This is a genomic window from Saccharomonospora sp. NPDC046836, from assembly GCF_040645195.1.
Lineage (GTDB): Bacteria > Actinomycetota > Actinomycetes > Mycobacteriales > Pseudonocardiaceae > Prauserella_A.
The window spans coordinates 17160-43472 of the sequence record NZ_JBEYXW010000044.1; the positions used below are offsets into that span (position 1 = coordinate 17160).

General features: G+C 69.4%; 26 protein-coding genes. 20 read left to right on the top strand and 6 right to left on the bottom strand.

Annotation, left to right across the window (positions count from 1 at the left end; translation table 11 throughout):
* Positions 1-5: 5 nt before the first annotated feature.
* From ABZ863_RS31180 to ABZ863_RS31190, 3 genes are read right to left on the bottom strand one after another with little or no spacing between them, the layout of a single operon-like run.
* Positions 6-1412: a gluconate:H+ symporter gene (locus ABZ863_RS31180; protein ID WP_358542987.1), complete on the bottom strand. Its 1407-nt coding sequence runs from the start codon at positions 1410-1412 to the stop codon at positions 6-8.
* Positions 1409-3004 (bottom strand): D-aminoacylase, encoded by a 1596-nt coding sequence (locus ABZ863_RS31185; RefSeq protein WP_358542989.1) that lies wholly within the window; start codon positions 3002-3004, stop codon positions 1409-1411. The genes ABZ863_RS31180 and ABZ863_RS31185 overlap by 4 nt, the downstream gene beginning before the upstream one ends.
* A 9-nt stretch (positions 3005-3013) precedes the next feature.
* Positions 3014-4318, bottom strand: a complete 1305-nt coding sequence (locus ABZ863_RS31190) for an amino acid deaminase (RefSeq protein WP_358542992.1) — start codon at positions 4316-4318, stop codon at positions 3014-3016.
* Between the two features lie 89 nt (positions 4319-4407).
* Between ABZ863_RS31190 and ABZ863_RS31195 the strand changes: the two genes are divergently transcribed.
* The 3 genes from ABZ863_RS31195 to ABZ863_RS31205 are packed head-to-tail and all read left to right on the top strand — an operon-like array spanning position 4408 to position 6532.
* Positions 4408-5388, top strand: a complete 981-nt coding sequence (locus ABZ863_RS31195; protein ID WP_358542994.1) for a sugar kinase — start codon at positions 4408-4410, stop codon at positions 5386-5388.
* Positions 5385-6152, top strand: coding sequence for an IclR family transcriptional regulator (locus ABZ863_RS31200; RefSeq protein WP_358542996.1), 768 nt, complete (start codon positions 5385-5387; stop codon positions 6150-6152). Before ABZ863_RS31195 ends, ABZ863_RS31200 begins: the two co-directional genes overlap by 4 nt.
* Positions 6149-6532, top strand: a complete 384-nt coding sequence (locus tag ABZ863_RS31205; protein WP_358542999.1) for a Rid family detoxifying hydrolase — start codon at positions 6149-6151, stop codon at positions 6530-6532. Before ABZ863_RS31200 ends, ABZ863_RS31205 begins: the two co-directional genes overlap by 4 nt.
* A gap of 4 nt (positions 6533-6536) precedes the next feature.
* Here the strand turns inward: ABZ863_RS31205 and ABZ863_RS31210 are convergent, their stop codons facing one another.
* Positions 6537-6896, bottom strand: coding sequence for a DUF1844 domain-containing protein (locus tag ABZ863_RS31210; protein WP_358543002.1), 360 nt, complete (start codon positions 6894-6896; stop codon positions 6537-6539).
* A 230-nt stretch (positions 6897-7126) separates the two neighbouring features.
* On the opposite strand from ABZ863_RS31210, the gene infC reads away from it, so the two are divergent.
* From infC to pheT, 6 genes are all read left to right on the top strand, one after another.
* Positions 7127-7738, top strand: a complete 612-nt coding sequence (infC, locus tag ABZ863_RS31215) for a translation initiation factor IF-3 (RefSeq protein WP_358543049.1) — start codon at positions 7127-7129, stop codon at positions 7736-7738.
* A gap of 73 nt (positions 7739-7811) precedes the next feature.
* Positions 7812-8006, top strand: coding sequence for a 50S ribosomal protein L35 (rpmI, locus tag ABZ863_RS31220; protein ID WP_358543004.1), 195 nt, complete (start codon positions 7812-7814; stop codon positions 8004-8006).
* A 59-nt stretch (positions 8007-8065) separates the two neighbouring features.
* Positions 8066-8443, top strand: coding sequence for a 50S ribosomal protein L20 (gene rplT, locus ABZ863_RS31225; protein ID WP_358543007.1), 378 nt, complete (start codon positions 8066-8068; stop codon positions 8441-8443).
* Between the two features lie 32 nt (positions 8444-8475).
* Positions 8476-9249, top strand: a complete 774-nt coding sequence (locus ABZ863_RS31230; protein ID WP_358543009.1) for an RNA methyltransferase — start codon at positions 8476-8478, stop codon at positions 9247-9249.
* Positions 9250-9352: 103 nt separating this feature from the next.
* Positions 9353-10420 (top strand): phenylalanine--tRNA ligase subunit alpha, encoded by a 1068-nt coding sequence (pheS, locus tag ABZ863_RS31235; protein ID WP_358543011.1) that lies wholly within the window; start codon positions 9353-9355, stop codon positions 10418-10420.
* Positions 10420-12975 carry a phenylalanine--tRNA ligase subunit beta gene (gene pheT / locus ABZ863_RS31240; protein ID WP_358543014.1) on the top strand — a complete coding sequence of 852 codons (2556 nt, stop codon included), beginning with the start codon at positions 10420-10422 and terminating at the stop codon, positions 12973-12975. The genes pheS and pheT overlap by 1 nt, the downstream gene beginning before the upstream one ends.
* 103 nt (positions 12976-13078) lie before the next feature.
* Here the strand turns inward: pheT and ABZ863_RS31245 are convergent, their stop codons facing one another.
* Positions 13079-13348, bottom strand: a complete 270-nt coding sequence (locus ABZ863_RS31245) for a helix-turn-helix transcriptional regulator (RefSeq protein WP_358543017.1) — start codon at positions 13346-13348, stop codon at positions 13079-13081.
* 87 nt (positions 13349-13435) lie between these two features.
* Between ABZ863_RS31245 and map the strand changes: the two genes are divergently transcribed.
* Positions 13436-14260, top strand: coding sequence for a type I methionyl aminopeptidase (gene map, locus ABZ863_RS31250; RefSeq protein WP_358543020.1), 825 nt, complete (start codon positions 13436-13438; stop codon positions 14258-14260).
* 286 nt (positions 14261-14546) lie between these two features.
* Here the strand turns inward: map and ABZ863_RS31255 are convergent, their stop codons facing one another.
* On the bottom strand, positions 14547-15248 hold the full coding sequence (locus tag ABZ863_RS31255; RefSeq protein WP_358543022.1) for a DNA alkylation repair protein: 702 nt from the start codon (positions 15246-15248) through the stop codon (positions 14547-14549).
* Positions 15249-15395: 147 nt separating this feature from the next.
* Between ABZ863_RS31255 and argC the strand changes: the two genes are divergently transcribed.
* The 10 genes from argC to tyrS all read left to right on the top strand — a co-directional run bounded on the left by argC (position 15396) and on the right by tyrS (position 25890).
* Positions 15396-16424: an N-acetyl-gamma-glutamyl-phosphate reductase gene (argC, locus tag ABZ863_RS31260; protein WP_358543025.1), complete on the top strand. Its 1029-nt coding sequence runs from the start codon at positions 15396-15398 to the stop codon at positions 16422-16424.
* Complete coding sequence (gene argJ, locus ABZ863_RS31265) at positions 16421-17572, top strand: bifunctional glutamate N-acetyltransferase/amino-acid acetyltransferase ArgJ (RefSeq protein ID WP_358543027.1); 1152 nt, start codon at positions 16421-16423, stop codon at positions 17570-17572. Before argC ends, argJ begins: the two co-directional genes overlap by 4 nt.
* Positions 17569-18489, top strand: a complete 921-nt coding sequence (argB, locus tag ABZ863_RS31270) for an acetylglutamate kinase (RefSeq protein WP_358543029.1) — start codon at positions 17569-17571, stop codon at positions 18487-18489. The genes argJ and argB overlap by 4 nt, the downstream gene beginning before the upstream one ends.
* Entirely contained in the window at positions 18489-19682 is a 1194-nt protein-coding gene (locus tag ABZ863_RS31275; protein ID WP_358543031.1) for an acetylornithine transaminase, read from the top strand. Before argB ends, ABZ863_RS31275 begins: the two co-directional genes overlap by 1 nt.
* A 1-nt stretch (position 19683) precedes the next feature.
* Positions 19684-20604, top strand: a complete 921-nt coding sequence (gene argF, locus ABZ863_RS31280; RefSeq protein WP_358543034.1) for an ornithine carbamoyltransferase — start codon at positions 19684-19686, stop codon at positions 20602-20604.
* A 26-nt stretch (positions 20605-20630) separates the two neighbouring features.
* On the top strand, positions 20631-21149 hold the full coding sequence (locus tag ABZ863_RS31285; RefSeq protein WP_358543037.1) for an arginine repressor: 519 nt from the start codon (positions 20631-20633) through the stop codon (positions 21147-21149).
* Positions 21142-22344 (top strand): argininosuccinate synthase, encoded by a 1203-nt coding sequence (locus ABZ863_RS31290; RefSeq protein WP_358543040.1) that lies wholly within the window; start codon positions 21142-21144, stop codon positions 22342-22344. The genes ABZ863_RS31285 and ABZ863_RS31290 overlap by 8 nt, the downstream gene beginning before the upstream one ends.
* A gap of 100 nt (positions 22345-22444) precedes the next feature.
* Entirely contained in the window at positions 22445-23842 is a 1398-nt protein-coding gene (argH, locus tag ABZ863_RS31295; RefSeq protein ID WP_358543052.1) for an argininosuccinate lyase, read from the top strand.
* A 131-nt stretch (positions 23843-23973) separates the two neighbouring features.
* Positions 23974-24588 (top strand): DNA-3-methyladenine glycosylase, encoded by a 615-nt coding sequence (locus tag ABZ863_RS31300; protein WP_358543055.1) that lies wholly within the window; start codon positions 23974-23976, stop codon positions 24586-24588.
* A gap of 27 nt (positions 24589-24615) precedes the next feature.
* Positions 24616-25890 carry a tyrosine--tRNA ligase gene (gene tyrS / locus ABZ863_RS31305; RefSeq protein WP_358543043.1) on the top strand — a complete coding sequence of 425 codons (1275 nt, stop codon included), beginning with the start codon at positions 24616-24618 and terminating at the stop codon, positions 25888-25890.
* Positions 25891-26313 lie beyond the last annotated feature (423 nt).

Sequence of the window (26313 nt, forward strand, 5' to 3'; positions counted from 1 at the left end):
CGATTTCAGGACACGAGCACCATCAGCAGCGCCGCCACGGCGAAACCGGCGACCGACAGGATCGTCTCCAGCACCGTCCACGTCTTGAACGTGTCCTGCACCGAGATCCCGAAGTAGCGCGAGACGATCCAGAACCCGCCGTCGTTGACGTGCGAGGCGATGATCGAGCCGGCCGCGATGGCCACGACGAGCAGCGCCAGCTGCGGCTGCGAGTACCCCAGCTGGGCCACGGTCGGTGCGATGATGCCGCTCGTGGTCACGATCGCGACGGTCGCCGAACCCTGCGCGATGCGCATCCCGCAGCTGATCACGTACGCGGCGACGATCACAGGAAGGCCGGCCGAGTCGAGCGAGTTCGCCACGGCATCGCCGATGCCGGTTTCCGAGAGCACAGTGCCGAAGAAGGCACCCGCGCCGACGACAAGCAGGATCATCGCCACCGGACGCAAGGCCACGCTCGACAGCTCGCTGAGATCCTTGGCCGTCATCCCGCGCCGCGTGCCGAGTAGCCAGAACGCCAGCAGCACAGTGATGGTCAGCGCCACCGCGGGGGTGCCCACGAAGGTCGCGACACCCGCGAGCCACGAGCCCTCGGCGAGCCAGATGCTGCCGAACGTGCCGAGCAGGATCAGCACCAGCGGCACCGCGATGATGAACGCGACCAGCCGCAGCGACGGTGCGGCGGTCGCCGTGCCTGGGCCCTCGCGCTTCGCCGCGGCCAGCATCTCCTCGGGCACCGGCACGTCGATGCGCTTGCCGATCCACGACGAGAACAGCACCCCGCCGAGGAACCACGCCGGCAGGCACGCGATCGCACCCATCAGGATCACCCAGCCGAGATCGACACCCAGCAGTCCCGCGGCGGCCACCGGGCCGGGATGCGGCGGCAGGAACGCGTGCGTCACCGACAGCCCCGCCAGCAGCGGAAGGCAGTACAGCAGGATCGAGCGCCCACCCTGCTTCGCCGCGACATAAACCAGCGGCGCCAACACGAAGATCCCGATGTCGAAGAACACCGGGATGCCGAAGATCAGCCCGGAGATGCCCATCGCGAGCGGTGCCCGCCTCTCGCCGAACGCGCGCAACAGCGCCGAGGTCAGCACCTGCGCGCCGCCCGACTTCTCCAGCACCGCGCCGAGCAGTGTGCCGAGCCCGATGATGGCCGCGATGTGCCCGAGCACGCCGCCGAAGCCCCCTTCCAACAGGGAGTCCGACGCTCGCTGTGCCGATCCCACCAGTGTGCCCACCGGAACGCCCGCCGCCAGCGCCGTCAACAGCCCGACCACGATGAGCGCGATGAAGGGCTCCAGCTTGAGGCGGATGATCAGCAGCAGGAGCACGCCGATCGACACGGCGGCCAGCGTCAGCAGGCCCGAGGTCGACTCCTGCAACCAGCTCACGAATCCGGTCACGCTGTCCTCCCGGTGGACCGAAGGGAGCCACCCGCGAGGGCTCCGGTGGGACGGCCGTCGTCGATTGCGGCGACGCCGTTGACGAACACGTACGGGATGCCGGCGGCCTGCTGCCGCGGCTCGTCGAAGGTCGCCCTGTCGGCGACGGTCTCGGGGTCGAACAGCACGAGGTCGGCCGCGTAGCCCTCGCGGACGACGCCCCGGTCGGGCAGTCGCAGCCTGCGCGCGGCCCGCCCGGTCAGGTGCGCGACGCAGTCGGCGAGCGAGAGCACGCCGAGCTCACGCGCGTAGCGGGCGAGGTAGCGCGGGAACGTGCCCCACGCCCTCGGATGCGGCCGGTCGCCGACGAGCAGGCCGTCGCTGCCGCCGGTGTGCGTGCGGTGCCGCATGATCGCCTGCACGTTCTCCTCGTGCCCGACGTGCATGAGGCACGACGTGCCGAGTCGTTCCGAGCGCAGCACGTCGAAGTACAGCTCGCTCGGCGCGCGGCCCTGCGCGCGCGCCGACGACGCGACACTGTGTCCCACGAGGTGGGCGTTGCCGGGGTCGCGTACGCCGTTGATCTCGATGGCGTTCCAGTCGATCGGCACGCCGTGTGCGCCGTCGGAGCCGGTTTCCTCGATCTCGGCTCTGATCCGCTCGCGGGTGTCCGGATCGGACAGTCGTGCCAGCGTCGCGTCGAGGCCGCCCTCCGCGGCCCAGCTCGGCAGCAGCGCCGACAGGTAGGTCGCGCCAGGAAGGTAGGGGTAGGTGTCGAGTGTGATGTCGCAGCCGTCCGCGAGCGCGTCGTCGAGCAGGGCCAGCAGCTCGGGTGCTCTGCCCTTGTTCACCGAGAAGTTCATCGTCGCGTGCGCCAGGTGCAGCGGGCAGCCCGAGCGGCGCGACACCTCAACCATCTCGGCGAACGCCTCCAGCGCACCCGCGCCGTAGCTGCGGTGGTGTGGGCTGTAGTACCCGCCGTGCTCGCCGACCACCTCGCACAGCGCCACGAGCTCGCCGGTGCTCGCGTACATGCCCGGCGTGTAGGTGAGCCCCGACGACATACCGAACGCTCCCTGCGCCATGCCCTCGGCGACGAGCCGCCTCATGGTGTCCAGTTCGGACTCGGTGGCGGGGCGGTCGGCGAACCCGACGGCCAGCATCCGCACCGACCCCTGCGGCACGAGGTAGGCGGCGTTCACCGCGATGCCTGTGTCGAGCCGGTCGAGGTACTCGCCAACGGAGCGCCAGTTCCAGTCGAAGCCGGGCGGATCGTCGTTCCAGCCGGCCAGCTGTGCCCGCAGCGCCGCCAGCGTCGAGTCGTCGACGGGTGCGTAGGACAGTCCGTCCTGACCGAGCACCTCGGTGGTGACACCCTGCGAGACCTTGGCGAGATGGTCCGGTTCGGCGAGTACCTGGAGGTCGGAGTGCGCGTGCATGTCGATGAAACCGGGCGCCAGCACGAGCCCGGCCGCGTCGATGACCCGCGTGCCGGTCAGCGAGCCGGGCTCGCCGATCGCGGCGATGCGCCCGCCGGTGACACCGACATCGCCCTCGTATGGTTCGCCTCCGGTGCCGTCGGCGATGCTGGCCCCACGCAGCACAGTGTCCATTTCGGTCTCCTAGAAATAGGTGCGGACCAGATCGACGACGGTCTCGCCGTCCTCGCCGACCACGGGGACGATGGGCCACTTGTCGAAGACCGTGCAGGGATGGGAAAGACCGAGCCCCACCCAGTCGCCCACCTCCAGCGGTGAGTCCGGTGGCAACGCCACGAACGCGTGCTGGTCGTTGAGCTCGGTCACGGTGTGGCCGCGCAGCTCGCGCACCGGGCCGCCCGCGGGCCGGTGCAGCTGGGGTTCGGGCAGCCCCTCGTCGAACGACGCGTCGCGCTTGCCGAGTGTGAGCAGCGCCAGTTCCGGTTCGGGCTTGGACGTGACCTGCGCCCATGCGCGCAGCGCGGGCCGCAGCGGTGTCCCCGCCACGCGGGGTGTCGCGCCGAGTGGCGACATCGCGCGGTAGAAGCCGTCGTCGTGGGTCAGGTAGGCGCCGCTGCGCAGAATGGGCAGCACGTCGAGGCCGTCGGGCCAGCCGGTGGTGAGGCCGTCGGCGACCTGGTCGAAGTAGGCGCTGCCGCCCGCAGTGACGAGCAGCGGTTCGTCGGCTGCCGTGAAACCGCCCTCGGCGAGTGTGATCGCCAGCGCACGCAGCTCGTCCACATAGGACGCGATACGGGCCAGTGCGCGTTCGCCGGTGTCGTGGGCGAGCGCGCCCTCGTACCCGCCGGCGCCGCGTAGACGCAGCACCGGGCTGTCCCGGACCGCCGTGGCGACAGCCAGCGCGGTCTCGCGGTCACGCACACCGGTGCGCCCGCCGCTCGCGCCCAACTCGACGAGCACGTCGACCGGCCGCGTGGCGCCGCCGAGTGCCTCGGTCATCAGCTCGACGCCGCGTACGGAGTCCGCCCAGCAGGAGAACTCGAACGCGGGGTCCCGGTCGAGTTCGGTGGCCAGCCACCGCAGGGCGGCGGGGTCCACGAGCTGGTTGGCGAGCAGTACGCGGGAGACGCCGAACGCGCGGTACACACGGAGCTGGCTCGCGTTGGCGGCGGTGATGCCCCATGCCCCGTGCTCGAGCTGCCGGACGAACAGCTGCGGCGCCATCGTCGTCTTGCCGTGCGGCGCAAGCGCTACCCCGCGCGCGGCGCACCAGTCCGCCATCGTCCGCAGGTTGTGCGCCAGTGCGTGCTCGTCGAGCACCACGATCGGCCCGACGAACCCGCCGGTGAACAACCCGGTCCCGCTCGCGGCCATCTCGCCGAGCCGACGATCCGCCCAGTCCGCGGGCAGCGCCTTGAACCGCCAGTCGAGCGGCTCCTCCCGCAGAGCGCGCAGCGCGCCGGGGTCCATCGTTGCTGGTTGCACCATATGCAACGCTGATTGCGTAGAACGCATTGGAAAGGTGTAGCATCGCGTTCGCGGCAAGGTCAACGGTTGTGACAAGACGGAGGGGATGCGTGCCCGAGAAGCCGGAGGTGCTGTGTGTCGGCGAGGCGATGGCGGTGTTCGTGCCAGCCGAGCTGGCGCCCCCGCACGAGGTGCGCACCTGGCGCAGGGCGATCGGCGGCGCGGAGTCCAATGTGGCCTGTGCGCTCGCCGGGTTGGGCGTGCCGAGCGCCTGGCTGGGCGCGGTCGGCGACGACGCGTTCGGCAGGGCACTGCTCGCCGACCTCACCGCTGCGGGCGTCGACGTCTCCAGCGCCTACACCGACCCGGTGCGCCCGACAGGCCTCTACGTCAAGGAGACCGCCGCCTCCGGCAGCGCCATGCGGTACTACCGGGCGGGCTCCGCGGCGTCGGCGATGGGGCCCGACCTTGCGTCCATAGTGGATTCGAGCGGGGCCCGGCTGCTCCACCTGTCCGGCATCACACCGGCACTGTCCGACAGCTGCCTCGACCTCGTCCGCGCGCTGCTCACGACGCCGCGTGACACCCGGCTCATGTCGTTCGACGTCAACTGGCGGCCCGGGCTGTGGGCGGGCCGGGGCCCCGCCGTGCTGGCGGAGCTCGCCGGACTCGCCGACATCGTCCTGACCGGCGCGGACGAGGCCGAGCAGGTGTGGGGGACCGGCGAGCCGGACCGGCTGCGCGAGCTGCTGCCGCGGCCCTCGGTGATCGTGGTCAAACACGGTGAGCGTGGCGCGACGCTGTTGGAGCGGGGGCGGCCGCCGGTGTTCGAACCCGCGCTCGCCGTTGACGTGGTGGAACCCGTCGGCGCAGGCGACGCGTTCGCCGCCGGGTTCCTCGCGGCCACCCTCCGCGGCGAGGACGCCCGCACGCGGCTGCGCAGTGGGCACCTGCAGGCCGCGGCGACGCTGCTCACCCAGGATGATGTCGGCGAGCCACTGCATCCCGACGTCGTCGCGGCGCTGCTCGACGCTGACGAGCTGGTGTGGGCGGCGGCTCGGTTGACCGATGAGGGGGTGATGCGCGTATGAGCCAGAGTCTCGACCGCGCGCTGACGCTCGTGACCAGCCTTGCCAGAGAGCCGAAGACGCTCGACCAGCTCGCCCAGGAGGTCGGCGTGCACAAGTCGACCGTCCTCCGGCTGCTGCGCACGCTGGAGTCCCATCACTTCGTGCACCGCGAGGGGCCCCGGCACTACCGGCTCGGCAGCGCCCTTTTCGACCTCGCCAACAAGGCGCTCGAACAGCGCGACGTGCGACGCGGCGCCGAACCGGCGCTCGCCGCGCTCAACGAGCGCACCGGGCACACCGTTCACCTCGCCAGCTTCGAGGACGGCGAGGCCGTCTACATCGACAAGTTCGAGGGGCGCCACCCGGTACGGATGTACTCGCGCGTCGGCAAGCGTGCCCCGTTGCACTGCACGGCCGTCGGCAAGGTGCTGGTGTCCGCGCTGCCGACGGCTCGGCGTGAGGAGCTGGCCCGATCCATCGCCTACCCGCGGCTCACCGCGAACACGATCGGCGACGCGGAAAGCTACCTCGGCGAACTCGGCCGCGTGGCCGATCGCGGGTACGCCGTCGACGACGCCGAGCACGAGGACTTCATCCACTGCATTGCGGCGCCGGTGCGCGGGGCCGGTGGTGAGGTGCTCGCCGCGGCCTCACTGTCCGTGCCGAGGGTGCTGCTCGACATCGACGGCCTGCTGGCACTGGTCCCCGACCTGCTGGCCGCCGCGGAGGAAGCGTCCATCCAGTGTGGATGGTCGAAGAAGGAACAGGGAGGAATCAGCCGATGACGGACGGTGCGATCAGCACGGACGCTGCACCCAAGCCGGTCGCCGCGTACTCGCAGGCCAAACGCAAGGGAAACATCCTGCAGTTGGCGGGTCAGGTGGGTATCGACCCGGCCACCGGCTCGGTCGTGGACGGTGGCGTGGCCGAGCAGACGCGGCAGACGCTCGCGAACCTGGAGGCCGTACTCGCGGCGGCCGGCGCCAGCATGGCCGACGTCGTGATGATGCGTGTCTACCTCACGGATACGGCGCACTTCACCGAGCTGAACGCAACGTACAACGAGCTGGTCGGTGAGCCCTACCCGGCGCGGACGACGGTGTACGTCGGCCTGCCGGACGGTCTGCTCGTCGAGATCGACGCGCTGGCCGTGCTCGATAGCTGAGGTGTCAGGCGACCGGCCCGGTGTACTTCTCGCCGGGCCCCTGACCCGGCGCGTCGGGCACCGCGGAGGCCTCGCGGAATGCCTTCTGCAGTGACTGCAGGCCGTCCCGCAGCGGGGCGGCGTGCAGCCCGAGGTACTCCGCGGAGGCCGTGATCAGCCCGGCGAGCGCGGTGATGAGCCGACGCGCCTCGTCGAGGTCTCGATGCGGGCTGTTGTCGGGGTCCGCGTCGGCCAGTCCCAGCCGTTCGGCGGCGGCGGAGAGCAGCATGACCGCCGCCCGGCTGATGACCTCCACGCTCGGGATGTCGTGCAGGTCCCTGGCGTCGCGGGAATTTCCGGGCTGCGCAAAAGCGTTCTGCTCCACGTCTGGTACCCTTCCACGAGCGACCAGCCTCCGAGCGATCGGGGGCCGCAAGTGGAGCCCCGCTCCCACCCGAGTCGCCGCCGAGCAACACGAGGCGGCCGGGTCCGGTCCCGCGAGGCACGAACGGCTGAAACCGTTCGTGCCTCGCGGAAAGCCTGGGTTTTCCGGGTAGCGATCGGATTGAGGGCCCCGCACACGGGTACGAGGTACGTGTGACCGGGGCCCGCGGTATGTGGGCACCAGGTCGAGAAGAACAACGACACTTGGACCAAGGAGGCCCCATCAGCTCCGAGACGCGCATCAATGAGCGCATCCGTGTCCCCGAGGTTCGCCTCGTGGGACCGAACGGTGAACAGGTCGGCATCGTCCGTATCGAGGACGCACTGCGGCTCGCCCAGGAGGCCGACCTCGACCTCGTCGAGGTCGCACCGCAGGCACGCCCGCCAGTGGCCAAACTCATGGACTTCGGCAAGTTCAAGTACGAGAGCGCGCAGAAGGCCCGTGAGTCCCGCCGCAACCAGCAGCTCACCGTCATCAAGGAACAGAAGCTGCGTCCCAAGATCGACCAGCACGACTACGAGACGAAGAAGGGGCACGTGTCCCGCTTCCTCTCGGCTGGCAACAAGGTCAAGGTGACGATCATGTTCCGCGGGCGCGAGCAGTCCCGGCCGGAACTCGGATTCCGGCTGCTGCAGAAGCTCGCTGACGATGTTTCCGAGCTCGGGTTCGTCGAGTCGTCACCGAAGCAGGACGGCCGCAACATGATCATGGTGTTGGCGCCGCACAAGAACGCGAAGGCGAAGTCGAAGGTTTCCAAGGAAGCCGAGAACGCCGAGTCGTGACGGCCAGCGTCGGCCGAGACCACGCACAGCAGCACACCGGCCGACGGTGTGCTGCCGTTTGAAAGAGGGAAAGATGCCGAAGAACAAGACCCACAGCGGGATGTCCAAGCGCGTCCGCGTGACGGGCAGCGGCAAGATCCGCCGCCAGAAGGCCGGCCGCCGCCACCTGATGGAGAAGAAGTCCAGCAGGGTCACCCGCCGTCTCGAGGGCACCGTCGAGGTCGCCGCCGCCGACGTGCGCAGGGTGAAGCGGCTGCTCGGCCGCTGAGGAACTCGCCGTAACCACCGGGGTGCCCCGACGCGCCCCCTGATCGACAGGATGGACCCGTGGCACGCGTCAAGCGGGCGGTGAACGCCCAGAAGAAGCGTCGCGCAACTCTCGAACTGGCCAGTGGCTACCGCGGCCAGCGTTCGCGGCTGTACCGCAAGGCCAAGGAGCAGACGCTCCACTCCCTCAACTACGCCTACCGGGACCGCCGTGCCCGCAAGGGTGACTTCCGCCAGCTGTGGATCACCCGCATCAACGCGGCGGCTCGTCAGAACGGCGTGACCTACAACCGGTTCATCCAGGGCCTGAAGGCCGCCGGGGTGGAGGTCGACCGCAAGATCCTCGCCGAGCTCGCTGTGAACGACGCCGCGGCCTTCGCCTCGCTGGTCGAGGTCGCGAAGCAGAACATCAACACCGACGCGAAGAAGTCGGCCTGATCGCCAGCGGGAACCGACCCGGGGACGTCACCGTGTTCACGCACAGGACGCCCCGGGTCGTTGCCGCTCGGCGCCTCACCACCCGCGCGGGCCGTGAGGAGAGCGGCCGCTTCCTCGCCGAGGGCGCGCAGGCCGTGCGGGAAGCCCTGCGCTACGGCCGGGTCCACGAGTTGTTCGTCACCGAGGCCGCCGCGCGCAGGCATGCGGACCTGGTCGCGCAGGCACCGAGGGTGTCGCTGATCAACCAGCGCGCCGCCGAGCTGCTGTCGGAGACCGTGTCGCCGCAGGGCCTCGTGGCCGTGTGTGACACGGTGCTTGTCCCGCTCGACACCGCGCTGGCCGGTACGCCGCGGCTGGTCGCGGTGCTGGTGGGCATCGCCGACCCCGGCAACGCCGGCACGGTGCTCCGTGTGGCCGATGCGGCAGGAGCCGATGCCGTCGTATTCGCCGGCGACGCCGTCGACGTGCACAACGGCAAGTGCGTGCGCGCGTCGACCGGCAGCCTGTTCCATCTGCCCGTCGCGCGGGAGCGGGATGTCACCGCTGTGCTGGCGGCGTGTTCGCGCAAGGGCCTGCAGATCGTCGCCGCGCACGGCTACGCCGCGGAGGATCTGAACGCCGCGCCCGGTCTCGGCGAGCCCACGGCGTGGTTGTTCGGCAACGAGGCCCACGGGCTGCCCGAGGACGTGCTGGCGCGCGCCGACCGGGTCGTGCGGGTACCGATCTACGGCAGGGCGGAGAGCCTGAATCTCGCCACCGCCGCGGCGGTGTGTCTCTACGCGAGTGCGTTGCGGCACCGACCCTGACCGGGTGACCGGCAGGCGGGGAAGCCGGATCGCCTAGAATCCTTTCGTCCTTCTGCCCACGTGTGCGTGGTGCTTCCAGACCGTCTGCGGACGCCGAGGAGTTATGTCCGAAGCCTTCGACAAGCAAGAGCCCAAGCCGGCTGACCCGCTCGCGCCCGAGACACTACGCGCGGCGATCACCATGGCCGAGGAGGCGTTCTCCGCCGCCACGGATCTGGATGCGCTGGCCGTGGTGAAACCCGCCCATCTCGGCGAGCAGTCGCCGCTGCTGCTGGCGCGCCGAGCGATCGGCACGCTGCCCAAGGAGCAGAAGGCCGACACCGGCAAGCGCGTCAACGAGGCCAGGCAGGCGATCCAGGCCGCCTATGACGCCCGGCTCGCGGCCCTGCAGGTCGAGCGGGACGAGCGCGTCCTGCGCGAGGAGGCCGTGGACGTCACGCTGCCCTGGGACCGGGTTCCGCGGGGCGCGCGCCATCCGATCACCACCATCGCCGAGCGGGTGGCCGATGTGTTCGTGGGCATGGGCTACGAGGTCGCCGAAGGTCCCGAGCTCGAGGCGGAGTGGTTCAACTTCGACGCGCTCAACTTCGGCAAGGACCACCCGGCCCGGCAGCTGCAGGACACCTTCTACGTCGGGTCCGAGGACTCCAACCTGGTGCTGCGCACCCACACCTCGCCGGTGCAGGCGCGCGCGCTACTGCATCGCGACCTGCCGGTCTACATCGTCTGCCCCGGCCGGACGTTCCGCACCGACGAGCTGGACTCCACCCACACGCCGGTGTTCCACCAGGTCGAAGGCCTCGCGGTGGACAAGGGCATCACGATGGCCCACCTGAAGGGCACGCTCGACGCCTTCGCCAGGGCGATGTTCGGCGAGGAGTCCGGCACCCGTTTCCGGCCGCACTTCTTCCCGTTCACCGAGCCGTCCGCCGAGGTCGACGTGTGGTTCCCGGAGAAGAAGGGCGGCCCTGGCTGGGTCGAGTGGGGCGGCTGCGGCATGGTTCACCCCAACGTCCTGCGCGCGTGCGGTGTCGACCCCGACGTCTACTCGGGTTTCGCGTTCGGCATGGGCCTCGAACGCACGCTCCAGTTCCGCAATGGCATCTCCGACATGCGTGACATGGTGGAGGGCGACATCCGGTTCACTCTTCCCTTCGGAACGGAGGCGTAGTGCGAGTCCCCGTTAGCTGGCTGACCGAGCACCTCGAGCTCAGCGACGACGTCACGGCGGACACACTGGCCGACGCTTTCGTGCGGATCGGTATCGAGGTCGACAGCGTGGAGCCGCTGGTCCAGGTCAGCGGCCCCCTCGTCATCGGCCGCGTGGTCGAGATCGAGGAGCTGACCGGCTTCAAGAAGCCGATCCGGTACTGCCAGGTCGAGGTCGGGGACACCCTTGGCACCGACGACCTCGACGACGACACCGATGACACCGATGAGGCCGACGAGCGGGATGTCGACCCCACACGCCCGCGCACGAACGGCATCGTCTGCGGCGCGACGAACTTCGTCGAGGGCGACCTCGTCGTCGTCGCGCTCCCGGGCGCCGTGCTGCCCGGCGGCTTCGCGATCTCGGCACGCAAGACCTACGGCCGGGTCAGCGAGGGCATGATCTGCTCGGCACGCGAGCTGGGCCTCGGCGACGAACACACCGGCATCCTGGTGCTGCCGTCCGGCACTGCGAGCCCTGGCGACGACGCCCGTGCGGTGCTCGATCTCGACGACACGATTCTCGAGCTCGCGCCGACCCCGGACCGTGGTTACGCGCTGTCCATCCGTGGCCTGTCTCGCGAGCTGGCCTGCGCGCTCGACGTGCCGCTGGGCGACCCGGCGAAGATCGAGGTGCCCGGGGCCGAGGGCGAGGCGTGGCCGGTGCACATCGAGGACCCGTCGGGTTGCCGTCGGTTCGTCCTGCGCCGGGTGACCGGGCTCGACGCGGGTGCGCCGACCCCGTGGTGGATGCGGCGCAGGCTGCTCCTCTCGGGGATGCGCTCGATCTCCCTCGCCGTCGACGTCACCAACTACGTCATGCTGGAGCTCGGGCATCCGTTGCATGCCTTCGACACCGGTTCCGTCAAGGGCGACCTGGTGGTGCGCCGCGCGAAGCCGGGGGAGAAGCTCACCACGCTGGACGACGTGGAGCGCGAGCTCGACCCGGACGACATCGTGATCGCCGACGAGAGCGGTGTCATCTCCCTGGCCGGCACCATGGGCGGAGCCGGTACCGAGATCAACAACGACAGCACCGACGTGCTGCTGGAGGCGGCTCACTGGGATCCGGCGTCGATCAGCCGGACCGCGCGCAGGCACAAGCTGTTCTCCGAGGCGGCGAAGCGCTTCGAACGCTACACCGACCCCCAGCTGTGTGCGGTTGCCGTCGAGCGGGCGGCCCGCCTGCTGCGCCAGTACGGCGACGGCAGCATCCGGCCGGGCCGGACCGACGTCGGCCAGATCGAGCCGATGCCCGCGATCACGATGCCGATCAACCTTCCCGACCGGATCGCCGGTGTCCGCTACGAGCGTGGCGTCACCGTGAGCCGGCTGACCCAGATCGGCTGCAAGGTCGCCGTCGGCAGCGGTGACGATGGCACCGCGCTGGTCACCGCCGTGCCACCGAGCTGGCGTGGCGATCTGACCCAGCCTGCCGATCTGGTGGAGGAGGTGCTGCGGCTGGAGGGCTACGACAGCATTCCCTCGGTCCTGCCGTCAGCCCCCGCCGGGCGCGGGCTCACCGAGGTCCAGCGGCGCCGCCGGGCTGTCTCCCGGGCGCTCGCCGAGGCGGGATATGTCGAAGTTCTTCCCTTTCCGTTCGTGTCGAAGGCCAGCTGGGACGCGTTCGGTCTGTCTCCGGAGGACGCACGCCGCCGGAGCCTGACCGTGCTCAACCCGCTCGAGACGGAGAAGAACCAGCTCGCGACCACGCTTTTGCCGGGCTTGCTCGATACGTTGCAGCGCAACGTGTCCCGTGGTTTCCGCGATGTCGCGCTGTTCCACATCGGTCAGGTCGTGCTGCCCAGCGCCGACCCGGTTCCGGTGCCCGATCCTGGCGTCGCTGCCCGTCCCTCCGACGAGGAACTGGCCGTGCTGGAACAGTCCGTGCCGTCGCAGCCGCAGCACGTCGCGGTGGTCCTCGCCGGGCAGCGCCAGCACTCCGGCTGGTGGGGCCCTGGCGAGCAGGCCACCTGGGCCGATGCCGTGCAGGCTGCACGGCTCGTCGCGGCCGCGGCGGGCGTTGAGCTGCGGACCGAGGCGGCCGACCTCCTGCCATGGCACCCCGGGCGTTGCGCGCGGCTGCTCGTAGGCGACCGGCCGGTGGGGCACGCGGGTGAGCTTCACCCCAAGGTGGTCGAAGCGCTCGGTCTGCCCAGGCGGACCGTGGCGATGGAGCTGGATCTCGACGCCGTTCCACTGCGCGACTCCCGGCCTGCGCCGTCGATCTCGCCGTTCCCCCCCGTGCTTCTGGACGTTGCCCTCGTGGTCGACGCGACCGTGCCCGCGGCCGAACTCGCCGACGCGTTGCGCGGTGGCGCGGGCGAGCTGCTGGAGGACGTGACCCTGTTCGACAGCTACACGGGTGAGCAGGTGGGCGATGGCAAGCGATCGCTGGCGTACAACCTGCGCTTCCGTGCCGCCGACCGGACGCTGACGGTCGAGGAGGCGACGCAGGCGCGGGACGCCGCCGTGGCGGCCGCGGCCGAACGTTTCGGCGCCGTGCTGCGCGGCTGACCGGTCGGGTCACGATGCCGGCTCGACCAGCAGTGTCTGGATCAACAGGCACAGGCGCTGGATGACAGACCAGCTGGACTCTGTGGGCGGGGCGAAACAGCGGCTACGAGACGGCTTCCAGTGGTAGGTCGTTGCCGCGCCAGGTGGCTGCCAACTCCTGCACCGGCAGGTTGAGTGCCTCGCCGAGGCAGATGATCGTGCCGAATCCGGGAGAGGGTAGTCGTCCGGTCTCGATCTTGCGCAGGGTTTCCGGCGAGATGCCGGCCGCGTGCGCGACTTCCGCGAGGTCGCGTCCCGCTCGCGCGTGGCGCAGCAGGGCGCCGAGACGCCTGCCGGCTTCGATCTGCTCAGGTGTGAGCGGTTGGCGGACCATGCTCACAGGATAGGACTGGTATTACTATACCGGCAAGTGTTAGGGTGCTGGTATTACTATACCAACACCCTGTGACGCGAGGTATTCGTGATTGAACTGAAGACGCCTGCGGAGATCCAGCGCATGCACGTGACCGGGCGTTTCGTCGCCGAGGTGCTCTCCGAGGTCGGCCGGCTCGCTGACGTGGGCGTCAACCTCCTGGACCTGGAGCACCACGTGCGCGGCATGATCAAACGGCGCGGGGCGGAGTCGTGCTACTGGGACTATGCGCCGTCCTTCGGCAAGGGCCCGTTCCGCAACGTCATCTGCCTCTCGGTCAACGACGCCGTCCTGCACGGCCTACCCCACGACTACACGCTGCGCGACGGGGACGTGCTCAGCGCGGACCTCGCGGTCAGCATCGATGGCTGGGTGGCAGACTCGGCGCGCACGGTCGTCGTCGGCGCTGCTGCCGAGGAGGACTTGCGGATCATCCGTGCCACCGAGGAAGCGTTGGAGGCGGCGATCGAGGTGGCATGTCCGGGCAACCGCCTCGGTGACATCTCTGCGGCCATCTGGGCGGTGGCCTGCGACTACGGCTATCCGGTCAACAACGAATTCGGTGGCCACGGCCTCGGCCGCACCATGCACGAGGAGCCCCACGTTTCGAACAAGGGCAGGGCAGGGCGCGGCCTTACGCTCCGGCCGGGCCTGACCCTCGCGCTCGAACCCTGGTTCGCCCGCACGACCGACCGGATCGTCTACGACGCCGACGGCTGGACCATCCGGTCGGCCGACGGCTCACGCACCGCCCACTCCGAACACACGGTCGCCATCACCGAGGACGCCCCCTTGGTGCTCACCCGGCGTGAATCGGAGAACCCGGCAACGCGGGCTGATTCCGCCACTCGGCTATCCACAAAGGACGCCTAAGTCGCCCTGTTCAACCGATGCCGGCCCGATCGAACGGTGCAGCCGACAAACCAGCGGGTTGCGGGGTGGATCGCGATCTCGAGGAGGCTGGTGATCACTGCGGTGGGCATTTCGCCTGCCATGTCCTGTCCGAGCCGAGGTTCCGGAGATAGCCACACACTGTCCTCCGGCGACGCGATCAGCACCAACGATCGTGTCGTCGACCACGAGCCGGAGAGCGAGCGCCCATTGCTGATCGTATTCGGACAGCACGTCGCGGACGGGTTCGGTGGAACGGTGGGCCGGCTCAGCCGAGGTCATGGCCGTTTCCCAGATGCTTCATGGCCTCCCTACGCGAGAGCGGGGACAGGTCCGGATGTGCGTGGACGAACGCGCGGACCCAGCCGGGGTCGGTGCGGGCGTACTGTCGCAGAGCCCAGCCGATTCCCTTGCGCAGAAAGAAATCCGTGTCGCCGATAGTGGCTTCGAGGCAGTGGGCGAGCAGCTCGGAGTCGGTGCGCTCCTTGGCGCTGATCTGGCAGATCACGGCCGCGCGGCGCTTCCACCGGTCGGGGTCACCGGCCCAACTGCGCAGCACCGGCGCTACCGCTTGCTGCTCGCCGATCAGGATGGGGCCGACGCGGTGGATCGCGATCTCGTCCACGAAGTCCCACCAGGCACCACTCACGATGAGTTCCTCGTACAGCGGCACGCGTTCCTGTGTCTGCCAGCGGGCATAGGCGCGGTATCCGGTGAGGTCGACCGCAAGATAGCGCTCCTCGCGAAACGTCGCGCCGAACCACAGCCGGCGCACCGCGTGCTCCCACGTTTCCACGTCCGGCAACGGGTACTCCGCGAAGAGCCGGCGGGTGAGGAGCCGCCTGGCGGGTTTACGCACCCCCCGAAAGGGCATCTCGGACTTCATGTATCGCTGCATGTCCGGCGCCGAGGAGGCGTCGGCCAGCTCGCGGAGCCCAGCGCGTGCCGCGTGCACCAGTGCGGTTGTCATCTCGTGTCCCCCAGAGGTCGTTGACTACTGCCGTCGACGGTAGGGGCGAGGGGCGACAGTTTTCCTCTTTTCGGCACCAGGTTGCGCGAACGGGCACTTGCCGCAGTCCCGTTGAATTATCTTGCGCGTCTATGCATAATCATTCGTATGACGGTGAAGGTTGCGGTGGCCGGGGCCACCGGGTACGCGGGCGGCGAGCTGCTGCGCCTGCTGCTCGCGCACCCCGAGATCGAGATCGGTGCGCTGACAGCCGCGAGCAGTGCGGGGACCCCGCTCGGCCAGGTCCAACCGCACCTCGTGCCCCTGGCAGGCCGCGTCGTCCAGCAGACCTCGGCCGCGACGCTCGCGGGGCACGACGTGGTGTTCCTCGCGCTGCCGCACGGGCATTCCGGCGAGATCGCCGCGCAGCTCGGCCCGGACGTCCTCGTGGTGGACCTCGGCGCCGACCACCGACTGGCCGACGCTGCCGACTGGCAGCGCTGGTACGGCGGTGACCATGCGGGCTCCTGGCCGTACGGGCTGCCGGAGCTGACCGGCGCGCGGGAGAAGCTCCGCGGCACCAGGCGCATCGCCGTACCAGGCTGTTTCCCTACCGGTGGAACCCTTGCCCTTGCACCTGCGCTCGCCGCCGGACTGGTGCGCCCCGAGGTGTCGATCGTGGCCGTCACCGGGACGTCCGGCGCGGGCAAGAGCCTCAAGCCCCACCTCCTCGGCTCCGAGGTGATGGGCTCGGCCAGCGCTTACGGTGTCGGCGGTGCCCACCGGCACACGCCGGAGTTCGCGCAGAACCTCGCCGCTGTCGCCGGGGAGCCCGTGGCCGTGTCGTTCACTCCGGTACTGGCCCCGATGCCCCGCGGCATCCTCACCACCGCGAGCGCTCCGTTCGCGTCAAAGCTTGACATCGCCAGCGTCAGGGACGCATATGGAAAGGCATACGAGGCAGAGCCGTTCGTGCAGCTGCTGCCGGAGGGGCAGTGGCCCACCACCGCTTCGACCGTCGGCTCGAATGTCGTCCAGCTCCAGGTCGCCGTGGACACCGATGCCGGAAGGCTCATCGTGGTGGCCGCGCTCGACAACCTCACCAAGGGCACCGCGGGCGGTGCCGTCCAGTCCATGAACATCGCACTCGGACTTCCCGAGACCACGGGACTTCCGACGGTAGGAGTCGCGCCATGACAATCACTGCTCCGCAAGGATTCCGGGCATCCGGGATCACCGCGGGACTGAAGGCCAGCGGTAAATCGGACATCGCGCTCGTCGTCAACGACGGGCCGTCCGCTGTCGCGGCAGCCGTCTTCACCACCAACCGGTGCAAGGCCAATCCCGTGCTGTGGAGCGAGCAGGTCATGGCAGGCCACAAGGCCAGTGCGGTCGTGCTCAACTCCGGTGGCGCCAACTGCTATACCGGTCCCGAGGGCTTCCAGAACACGCACGCCTCCGCCGAGAAAGTGGCCGAGCTGCTGGCTATCGGCGCGATCGACGTCGTCGTGTGCTCCACCGGCCTGATCGGCGAACAACTCGACCGGGACAAGCTCCTCACCGGCATCGCGCAGGCGGCGAACGAGCTGTCCGATGCGGGCGGACCCGCCGCGGCGGAAGCGATCATGACGACCGATACCCGCAGCAAGCAGGTGCTGCGCGAGTCCGCGGGGTGGTGCATCGGCGGTATGGCCAAGGGTGCCGGCATGCTCGCGCCCGCACTGGCGACGATGCTCGTGGTGATCACCACCGACGCGCAGGTCGACGCTGTGACCGCCGACCGTGCGCTGCGCCAGGCGACCAGGGTGACGTTCGACCGGCTGGACTCCGACGGCTGCATGTCGACCAACGACACCGTGCTACTCATGTGCAGTGGTGCCTCCGGGGTGACACCCGAGGAGGGCGAGTTCACGGCCCTGCTCACGGAGGCCTGCCACGACCTGGCCCAGCAACTGCTCGGTGACGCCGAGGGCGCCGAGCACGACATCACCATCGATGTCGTCAACGCCGCCTCCGAGGACGACGCGGTGGAGGTCGGCAAGGCCATCGCGCGGAGCAACCTCTTCAAATGCGCTGTCTTCGGCAAGGATCCCAACTGGGGGCGCATTCTCGCCTCCGCGGGCACCACCCGGGCCGCATTCGACCCGGGCGCACTGGACGTCGCGTTCAACGGCGTGTGGGTGTGCCGTGACGGGGAACCGGGCGAACCACGGGACAAAGTGGACCTCAGTGAGCGTGCCGTGAACATCACCGTCGACCTGAAGGCAGGCACCGAATCGGCGACGATCTGGACCAACGACCTCACGCACGCCTACGTGCACGAGAACTCGGCGTACTCGACATGAGCGGCGCGGAATCCCTGGTGCCGGCCGACGATCGGCTGGCCACCGCCGCGGAGAAGGCCGGGGTCCTGGTCGAGGCGCTGCCATGGTTGCAGCGTTTCCACGGCGCCACCGTCGTCATCAAGTACGGCGGCAACGCCATGATCGACGATGAGCTGAAGCAGGCGTTCGCGCAGGACATGGTCTTCTTGCGCATCGCGGGGCTGCGGCCGGTGATCGTGCACGGCGGCGGCCCGCAGATCACCGCGATGCTCGGCAGGCTCGGCATCGAAGGAGAGTTCCGCGGCGGGTTACGCGTCACGACACCGGAGACGATGGACGTCGTGCGCATGGTGCTCGTCGGCCAGGTCAGCCGGGAGCTGGTCGGCCTCATCAACGCGCACGGACCATACGCCGTAGGGATCTCCGGTGAGGACGGCCAGCTGTTCACCGCGGAACGCAAGCACGCCACGGTCGACGGCGAACCGGTGGACGTCGGACTGGTCGGCGAGGTCGCGAGCGTCAACCCCGATGCTGTGCTCGACATCGTCAACGCGGGGCGTATTCCCGTCGTCTCCACCGTCGCCCCGGATATCGACGGCATCGTGCACAACGTCAACGCCGACACGGCGGCCGGTGCGCTGGCGGCTGCGCTGGGCGCGGAGAAGCTCGTGGTCCTCACCGACGTCGAGGGCCTGTACGCGAACTGGCCGGACCGTTCCTCGCTGATCGACCGGATCGGCGTGGACCGGCTCGAGCAGCTGCTGCCGACTCTCGCCAGCGGCATGATCCCGAAGATGGAGGCGTGCGTGCGTGCGGTCCGCAATGGCGTCCACCGAGCACACGTCATCGACGGCCGGATACCGCATTCGGTGTTGCTCGAGGTTTTCACCACGCGGGGCATCGGCACGATGGTCCTGCCCAAGGACGGGGGCGAGTGATGTCCAATCAGGACAACCAGCAGCGGTGGCAGGCCGCGATGATGAACAACTACGGCACCCCACAGCTGACACTGACCAGGGGCGCGGGTGCCGAGGTGTGGGACGCCGACGGCAACCGTTACCTGGACCTGGTCACCGGTATCGCGGTGAACGCGCTGGGCCACGCGCACCCGGCGATCGTCGCCGCGGTGACCGAGCAGATCTCGACCATCGGGCACACGTCCAACCTCTACATCAACGAGCCCGCACTGCGGCTCGCCGAACGACTGCTTGATCTGTCCGGTGTGGACGGAGACGGCCGGGTGCTCTTCTGCAACTCCGGCGCGGAGGCTGTCGAGGCCGCGTTCAAACTCAGCCGCCGCACCGGCCGGACGAAGGTGATCGCCACCGAGGGCGGCTTCCACGGCCGCACCATGGGGGCACTGGCGCTGACCGGCCAGCCCGGCAAGCGCGCGCCGTTCGGGCCGCTGGTACCCGGCGTGCAGCACATTCCCTACGGGGACATCGCGGCGCTGGAAGCCGCCGTTGACGGCGAGACGGCGGCGTTCGTCGTCGAGCCCGTCCAGGGTGAGGGCGGCGTCGTGGTGCCGCCGGAGGGGTACCTGCAGGCGGCGCGTGCGATCACACAGCGACACGGTGCCCTGCTGATCGTGGACGAGGTGCAGACCGGCATCGGCAGACTCGGCAGCTGGTTCGCCTTCCACCAGGCCGGCATCGTCCCGGACATCATCACGCTCGCCAAGGGGCTGGGCGGTGGCCTGCCGCTGGGCGCGTGCATCGCGGTCGGGCCGGCGGCGGCACTGTTCGAGCCGGGCCAGCATGGCACCACCTTCGGTGGTAACCCGGTGTGCTGCGCTGCCGGCCTCGCGGTGCTCGACACGATCGCCGCGGACGGGCTGCTGGAGCACGCCTCGGGCCTGGGCAAGGAGATCGCAGCGGGCGTGGAGGAGCTGGGCCACCCGCTGATCCGCGGGGTACGTGGTGCCGGGCTGCTGATCGGTATCCTGCTGCGCGAACAGGTGTCTGCCAAGGCGGCGGCCGCGGCTCAGCAGGCCGGTCTGCTCGTCAACCCGGTCCAGCCCGACGTCGTCCGGCTCGCACCACCACTGATCTTCAGCAACGAGCAGGCCGAGGAGTTCCTGGCCGCGCTTCCCCGCGCGCTCGACTCCACCACCACAAAGGACACCGACTGACATGCCTCGCCACTTCCTCCGCGACGACGACCTCACCCCTGACGAGCAACGGGAGGTGCTCGACCTCGCCGACGAACTGAAGAAGCAGCCGTACGGCGATGCGCTCGCCGGCCCGAAGGCCGTCGCGGTGATCTTCGAGAAGAACTCGACGCGCACCCGGTTCTCGTTCGAGGTGGGCATCGCGCAGCTCGGCGGGCACCCGGTGGTGGTCGACGGGCGGAGCATGCAGCTCGGCCGGGAGGAGACCATTGAGGACACCGCCCGGGTGCTGTCCCGCTACGTCGACATCGTGGTGTGGCGGACGTTCGCGCAGGCGCGCATCGAGGCGTTCGCGTCGGTTGCCACGGTCCCGGTCGTCAACGCCCTCACCGACGAGTTCCACCCCTGCCAGATCCTGGCCGACCTGCAGACCGTCCGGGAACGCAAGGCCGAACTCGCCGGGCTGACCCTGACCTACCTCGGCGACGCGGGCAACAACATGGCGCACTCCCTGCTCCTCGGCGGTGTAACCGCGGGCATGCACGTCCGGGTCGCCGCGCCGGCAGGCTTCCACCCACTGCCCTGGGTGCTCGACGCGGTCAACAAGCGCGCGGCGGAGACAGGGGGCAGTGCCCAGGTGCTGACCGACCCGCAGGCTGCTGTGGACGGTGCCGATGTGGTGACCACCGATGCGTGGACGTCGATGGGACAGGAGAACGACGGCAAGGACCGGGTGGCGCCGTTCCGGCCCTACCAGGTCAACGCCGAACTGCTAGCCCGCACCGGCAAGGACACGATTGTCCTGCACGACCTGCCCGCACATCGGGGCTGGGAGATCACCGACGACGTCATCGACGGCCCGGCGAGCGCGGTGTGGGACGAGGCCGAGAACCGCCTGCACGCCCAGAAGGCGCTGCTGGTGTGGTTGCTGAACCGACGATGAACACCGTCGGCAACCGTGGAGGCGGCATGAGCAGAGCCGGTCGTCAGGCCAGGATCATCGAGCTGGTGTCCACAATGGCCATCCGCAGCCAGACCGAGCTCGCCAAACTCTTGGCCGCTGAAGGCATCGAGGTCACACAGGCTACGTTGTCCAGGGATCTCGACGAGCTGGGTGCGGTCAAGTTGCGGGGAGCGGACTCCGGTGCGCCGGTGTACGTGATCCCCGAGGACGGCAGCCCGGTCCGCGGAGTGCAGGGTGGTACGTCGCGGTTGTCGCGGCTGCTGGCCGAGCTGATGGTGTCTGTGGACGCCTCGGGAAACCTGATGGTGCTGCGGACTCCGCCAGGGGCAGCGCAGTTCCTGGCCAGCGCGATCGACCGGGCGGCGCTGGAGGAGGTCGTCGGTTCCATTGCCGGCGACGACACGGTGGCGGTGATCGCAAGAGAACCGCTGTCGGGAAAAGACCTGGCCGAGCGCTTCGCCACGATGGCGCAGCGATCGTCGGCTTCGAACGTAAACGGTAGTGAGGAGAACGATCATGACTGACCGGGTGGTGCTCGCGTACTCGGGCGGGCTCGACACCTCGGTGGCGATTGGCTGGATCAGCGAGGAGACGGGCGCCGAAGTGGTGGCCGTTGCCGTCGACCTCGGCCAGGGCGGCGAGGACATGGAGACCATTCGCAAGCGGGCCCTCGACTGTGGTGCCGTGGAGGCGGTGGTCGCCGACGCGCGGGACGAGTTCGCCGATGAGTATTGCCTGCCCGCGCTGCAGGCGAACGCACTGTACATGGACCGTTACCCGCTGGTGTCGGCCCTGTCGCGGCCGGTGATCGTCAAGCATCTCGCCGAGGCGGCCAAGCACCACGGTGCGACGACGGTCGCGCACGGCTGCACCGGCAAGGGCAACGACCAGGTCCGGTTCGAGGTCGGCATCGGCGCGCTCGCGCCGGATCTGGACGTGATCGCACCGGTGCGGGACTTCGCGTGGACGCGGGAGAAGGCGATCGCCTACGCCGAGGAACGCAACCTGCCGATCGACGTGACCAAGAAGTCGCCGTTCTCGATCGACCAGAACGTGTGGGGTCGCGCGGTGGAGACGGGCATCCTCGAGGACCTGTGGAATGCGCCTCCGAAGGAGGTCTACTCCTACACCCAGGACCCGACGGTGCATTTCCAGGCACCGGACGAACTGGTCATCACCTTCGACCAGGGGGTGCCGGTGGCGATCGACGGCACGCCCGTCACGATGCTCGAGGCGATCAAGCAGCTCAACGCCCGCGCCGGTGCCCACGGCATCGGCAGGCTGGACATGGTCGAGGACCGGCTGGTGGGCATCAAGAGCCGTGAGGTGTACGAGGCGCCGGGCGCCATCGCTCTGATCACGGCGCACCAGGAGCTGGAGAACGTCACGGTCGAGCGGGACCTCGCCCGGTTCAAGCGGCAGGTCGAGCAGCGCTGGGGCGAGCTGGTCTACGACGGCCTGTGGTTCTCGCCGCTGAAGGAGGCACTCGACGGCTTCGTCGCCAAGACGCAGGAGCACGTCAGCGGTGACATCCGGATGGTGCTGCACGGTGGCAGCGCGACCGTCACCGGGCGGCGCAGCAACGAGTCGCTGTATGACTTCAACCTGGCGACCTACGACGAGGGTGACACCTTCGACCAGTCGCTGGCGAAGGGCTTCGTGCAGCTGTGGGGGCTGCCCAGCAAGATCGCGGCGAAGCGCCAGCAGAGCAAGAACTGACTCAGCTGCCGGAAACGACGCGTTCGCCGGACGGGTCGTTCCCGGCGTTGCCATCCGTGGAGAGAGTGGAAGCGTGACCGAGAAGAAGAGCGAGCAGCCCGTGGCTCTGTGGGGCGGGCGGTTCGCGAGTGGACCCGCCGAAGCCATGGCGGCACTGAGCGCGTCGACCCACTTCGACTGGCGCCTGGCGCCCTACGACATCGCGGGTTCGCGGGCGCACGCGCGGGTACTGCACAAGGCGGGACTGCTCACCGACGCCGAGCTCGACGGCATGCTGGCCGCTCTCGACACGCTGGCTGCGGATGTCGCATCCGGAGCGTTCACGCCGACCGTCGCCGACGAGGACGTGCACACCGCACTGGAACGTGGCCTGCTGGAACGTGCGGGCGCCGAGCTCGGCGGGAAGCTGCGGGCGGGGCGGTCCCGCAACGACCAGGTCGCCACGTTGTTCCGGATGTGGCTGCGTGACGCCGCCCGGCGCGTTGCCACCGGCACCCTCGACATCGTCGACGCACTGGTCGAGCAGGCACGCCGGCACCCGGAGGCGGTGCTGCCCGGCCGCACCCACCTGCAGCATGCGCAGCCGGTGCTGCTCGCCCATCACCTTCTCGCGCACGCACAGTCGTTGTTGCGCGACGTCGGCAGGCTGCGCGACTGGGACGCCAGAGCCGCCGAGTCGCCGTATGGATCCGGTGCGCTCGCCGGTTCCTCGCTGGGGCTCGACCCGGGGGCCGTCGCCGCGGACCTCGGCTTCGCGACGTCGGTCGAGAACTCGATCGACGGCACCGCCTCCCGTGACTTCGCCGCTGAGTTCGCCTTCGTGCTCGCCATGCTCGGCGTGAACCTCTCCCGGATCGCCGAAGAGGTCATCATCTGGAACACCGCGGAGTTCGGTTACGTCACGCTCGACGATGCCTGGGCCACCGGCAGCTCGATCATGCCGCAGAAGAAGAACCCCGACGTCGCGGAGCTCACCCGGGGCAAGTCCGGCCGGCTGATCGGCAACCTCACGGGACTGCTCGCGACGCTGAAGGCACAGCCGCTGGCGTACAACCGGGATCTGCAGGAGGACAAGGAGCCGGTGTTCGACTCGGTCGAACAGCTGGAACTGCTCTTCCCGGCGCTGGCCGGAATGATCGGAACGCTCACCTTCCACACCCGCCGTCTTGCCGAGCTGGCCCCAGCCGGGTTCACCCTCGCCACGGACATCGCGGAATGGCTGGTGCGGCAGGGAGTGCCGTTCCGGGTGGCGCACGAGGCCGCGGGGGAGTGCGTCCGCGTGGCCGAGTCGCGCGGTGCCGGGCTGGACGAGCTGACCGATGAGGAGCTGGCGGCGATCCACCCGGCCCTCACGCCGCGGGTGCGCGAGGTCCTCACCGTCGCCGGGTCCGTCGCGTCCCGCGATGCCAGGGGCGGGACCGCGCCGTCCAGGGTGGCTGAGCAGCGTGACCGGCTCGTTCACCGGCTCGCCGATCATCGGGTGTGGGCGTCCGGTTAGCCTGGGCGCGCACGCGAGCTGCGGAGGAGATGGCCGGGGTGACGGGAGTGCCGGAGAGAGTGCGCCACGACGGCGATACGGATGGCGGGGTACCGGCGCGTACCGGGGCTGGCGACGCCGCGGACCGGGTCATGACCCGGGACGAGCTGGCCATCGACCCCGTGGACCTGGCCCAGCGACTGCTGGGTTGTTGCCTGGAGTCGCGCGGTCCCCACGGCGCTGTCCGGCTGCGACTGGCGGAGGTCGAGGCCTACCGTGGGCTGGACGATCCCGCATCCCACTGCTACCGCGGGCGGACACCACGCAACGAGGTGATGTGGGGCCCGGCCGGGCACCTGTACGTGTACTTCGTCTACGGCATGCATTTCTGCGCCAACATCGTCGGGCTCACCGACGGTCAGCCGGGTGCGGTGCTCCTGCGTGCCGGCGAGGTGGTGACCGGCCACGAGCTCGCGCGGTCCCGCCGCCCGACGGCGCGGGGCAACGGCACCGTCGCGAAGGGGCCGGCTGTGCTGACGTCGGTGCTGGGGCTGGATCGAGCGCACAACGGTATCGATCTGACCGATCCGGAGTCGCCGATTCGCCTGCTCGACGGTCCTGCGGTGCCGGAGGCGCGGATTCGCACCGGCCCGCGTGTTGGTGTCGCCGCGGCTGTCGACATCCCATGGCGGTTCTGGATCGACGGTTCGCCTGCGGTCAGCACGTACCGGCGCGGGGGCCGCGTCCGTCCCCGCCCGGATAACTGATTGTGCGGTAGGGGAAAATCTCCAGGCGTGAGTGAGCACATTCTCGACGAGCTGACCTGGCGAGGGCTGATCACGCAGTCCACCGACCTCGACGCCCTGCGTCGCGACCTGGACGCGGGTCCGCTGGCGGTCTATATCGGGTTCGACCCCACCGCCCCGAGCCTGCACGCCGGTCACCTCGTGCAGATGCTCGTACTCCGCCGGTTCCAGAACGCCGGGCACCGGCCGGTGCTGCTCGCCGGTGGAGGCACGGGACTCATCGGCGATCCGCGTGACGTCGGCGAGCGCACGCTGAACTCCGAGGAGACCGTGCGTGAGTGGGCGGACCGTCTGCGCGGCCAGCTCGCCCGTTTCGTGGACTTCGACCACCCCGACGTGCCGCCGATCGAGGTGAACAACCTCGACTGGCTGGGCGCGATGTCGGTGCCCACGTTCCTGCGTGATGTCGGGAAGCACTTCTCCGTCAACACGATGCTGGCCCGCGAGACCGTCCGGCGGCGACTCGAGGGGGAGGGCATCTCCTTCACCGAGTTCAGCTACATGCTTCTGCAGGCCACCGACTACCAGGAGCTGTACGAGCGGTACGGGGCGCGGCTCCAGGTCGGCGGCTCCGACCAGTGGGGCAACATCGTCGCCGGCGTGGACCTCGTCCGGCGGGTGCACGGGGCGCACGTCCACGCGCTGACGACGCCACTGGTCACGGACTCGGAGGGGCGCAAGCTCGGGAAGTCGACGGGTGGCGGCAACGTCTGGCTCGATCCGGAGATGACCACGCCCTACGCCTGGTACCAGTACTTCCTCAACCTGCCGGACGCGAGCGTGGTCGAGTACCTCAAGCTGCTGACGTTCCTCGGCAAGGACGAGATCGCCGAGCTCGAGGCGGCGACTACCGAGCGGCCCGCTGCCCGGCTGGCGCAACGCCGGCTGGCCGAGGAGCTCACCGACCTGGTGCACGGTGCGGACCAGACACGGCAGGTGGTGGCGGCGAGCCAGGCGCTCTTCGGCAGGGGCGAGCTGGCCGAGCTCGACGCCGCGACGCTGAAGGCCGCGCTGGCCGAGGTGCCCAAGGGCGAGGTCAAGCTTTCCGATGAGCCGACGATCGTGGACGTGCTCGTCGCAGGTGGGCTCGTCGACAGCAAGGGCGCAGCACGCCGCACGGTGAAGGAAGGCGGCGCGTACGTCAACAACGTCAAGATCACCGACGAAGACTGGCGGCCCGTCGCATCGGACGCGCTGCACGGACAGTGGCTCGTGGTGCGCCGCGGCAAGCGCACTCTCGCTGGCGTGCGCCTGATCGGCTAGTACCCCGCGCGGGGGTCTCTGACCTGCGGATTCGCAGTTAGGGGACCCCCCGTTCGCGGGGGTTTCCACGACGTGTAATCTTCTCTTCGTTGCCGGGGAGACCGGCCGGTGGGAAACCGCCGGGGCGGGCTACCAGGCAGGGGGACACGAACCAAGCTCCCACGTTGGTGGTAGAGTGGGTGTCCCTGATCGGAGCGACAAGCCCCCCAGTAGAACCGCAAGGTTTTGAGGCGGGACTTTCGCGCTCCGGGACAACAACTGCGTGTTGTTTGAGAACTCAACAGTGTGCTAGTGAACTAAGCCAGTAGAGCTTTGTTTTTATGCCCCTTTTGTGGGTTTCTTTGAGATTGACTGTTTGAGTCGATCGACTTTTCAGCATTGTTGGAGAGTTTGATCCTGGCTCAGGACGAACGCTGGCGGCGT

Bases quoted from the DNA above. Each gene is read 5' to 3' on its own strand.
- ABZ863_RS31185 (WP_358542989.1), bottom strand. From the start codon at position 3,004: ATGGACACTGTGCTGCGTGGGGCCAGCATCGCCGACGGCACCGGAGGC.
- ABZ863_RS31190 (WP_358542992.1), bottom strand. From the start codon at position 4,318: ATGGTGCAACCAGCAACGATGGACCCCGGCGCGCTGCGCGCTCTGCGG.
- ABZ863_RS31200 (WP_358542996.1), top strand. From the start codon at position 5,385: ATGAGCCAGAGTCTCGACCGCGCGCTGACGCTCGTGACCAGCCTTGCC.
- ABZ863_RS31205 (WP_358542999.1), top strand. From the start codon at position 6,149: ATGACGGACGGTGCGATCAGCACGGACGCTGCACCCAAGCCGGTCGCC.
- infC (WP_358543049.1), top strand. From the start codon at position 7,127: ATGTGGGCACCAGGTCGAGAAGAACAACGACACTTGGACCAAGGAGGC.
- rpmI (WP_358543004.1), top strand. From the start codon at position 7,812: ATGCCGAAGAACAAGACCCACAGCGGGATGTCCAAGCGCGTCCGCGTG.
- pheS (WP_358543011.1), top strand. From the start codon at position 9,353: ATGTCCGAAGCCTTCGACAAGCAAGAGCCCAAGCCGGCTGACCCGCTC.
- ABZ863_RS31245 (WP_358543017.1), bottom strand. From the start codon at position 13,348: ATGGTCCGCCAACCGCTCACACCTGAGCAGATCGAAGCCGGCAGGCGT.
- ABZ863_RS31255 (WP_358543022.1), bottom strand. From the start codon at position 15,248: ATGACAACCGCACTGGTGCACGCGGCACGCGCTGGGCTCCGCGAGCTG.
- argC (WP_358543025.1), top strand. From the start codon at position 15,396: ATGACGGTGAAGGTTGCGGTGGCCGGGGCCACCGGGTACGCGGGCGGC.
- argJ (WP_358543027.1), top strand. From the start codon at position 16,421: ATGACAATCACTGCTCCGCAAGGATTCCGGGCATCCGGGATCACCGCG.
- argB (WP_358543029.1), top strand. From the start codon at position 17,569: ATGAGCGGCGCGGAATCCCTGGTGCCGGCCGACGATCGGCTGGCCACC.
- ABZ863_RS31275 (WP_358543031.1), top strand. From the start codon at position 18,489: ATGTCCAATCAGGACAACCAGCAGCGGTGGCAGGCCGCGATGATGAAC.
- argF (WP_358543034.1), top strand. From the start codon at position 19,684: ATGCCTCGCCACTTCCTCCGCGACGACGACCTCACCCCTGACGAGCAA.
- ABZ863_RS31285 (WP_358543037.1), top strand. From the start codon at position 20,631: ATGAGCAGAGCCGGTCGTCAGGCCAGGATCATCGAGCTGGTGTCCACA.
- ABZ863_RS31290 (WP_358543040.1), top strand. From the start codon at position 21,142: ATGACTGACCGGGTGGTGCTCGCGTACTCGGGCGGGCTCGACACCTCG.
- ABZ863_RS31300 (WP_358543055.1), top strand. From the start codon at position 23,974: ATGACCCGGGACGAGCTGGCCATCGACCCCGTGGACCTGGCCCAGCGA.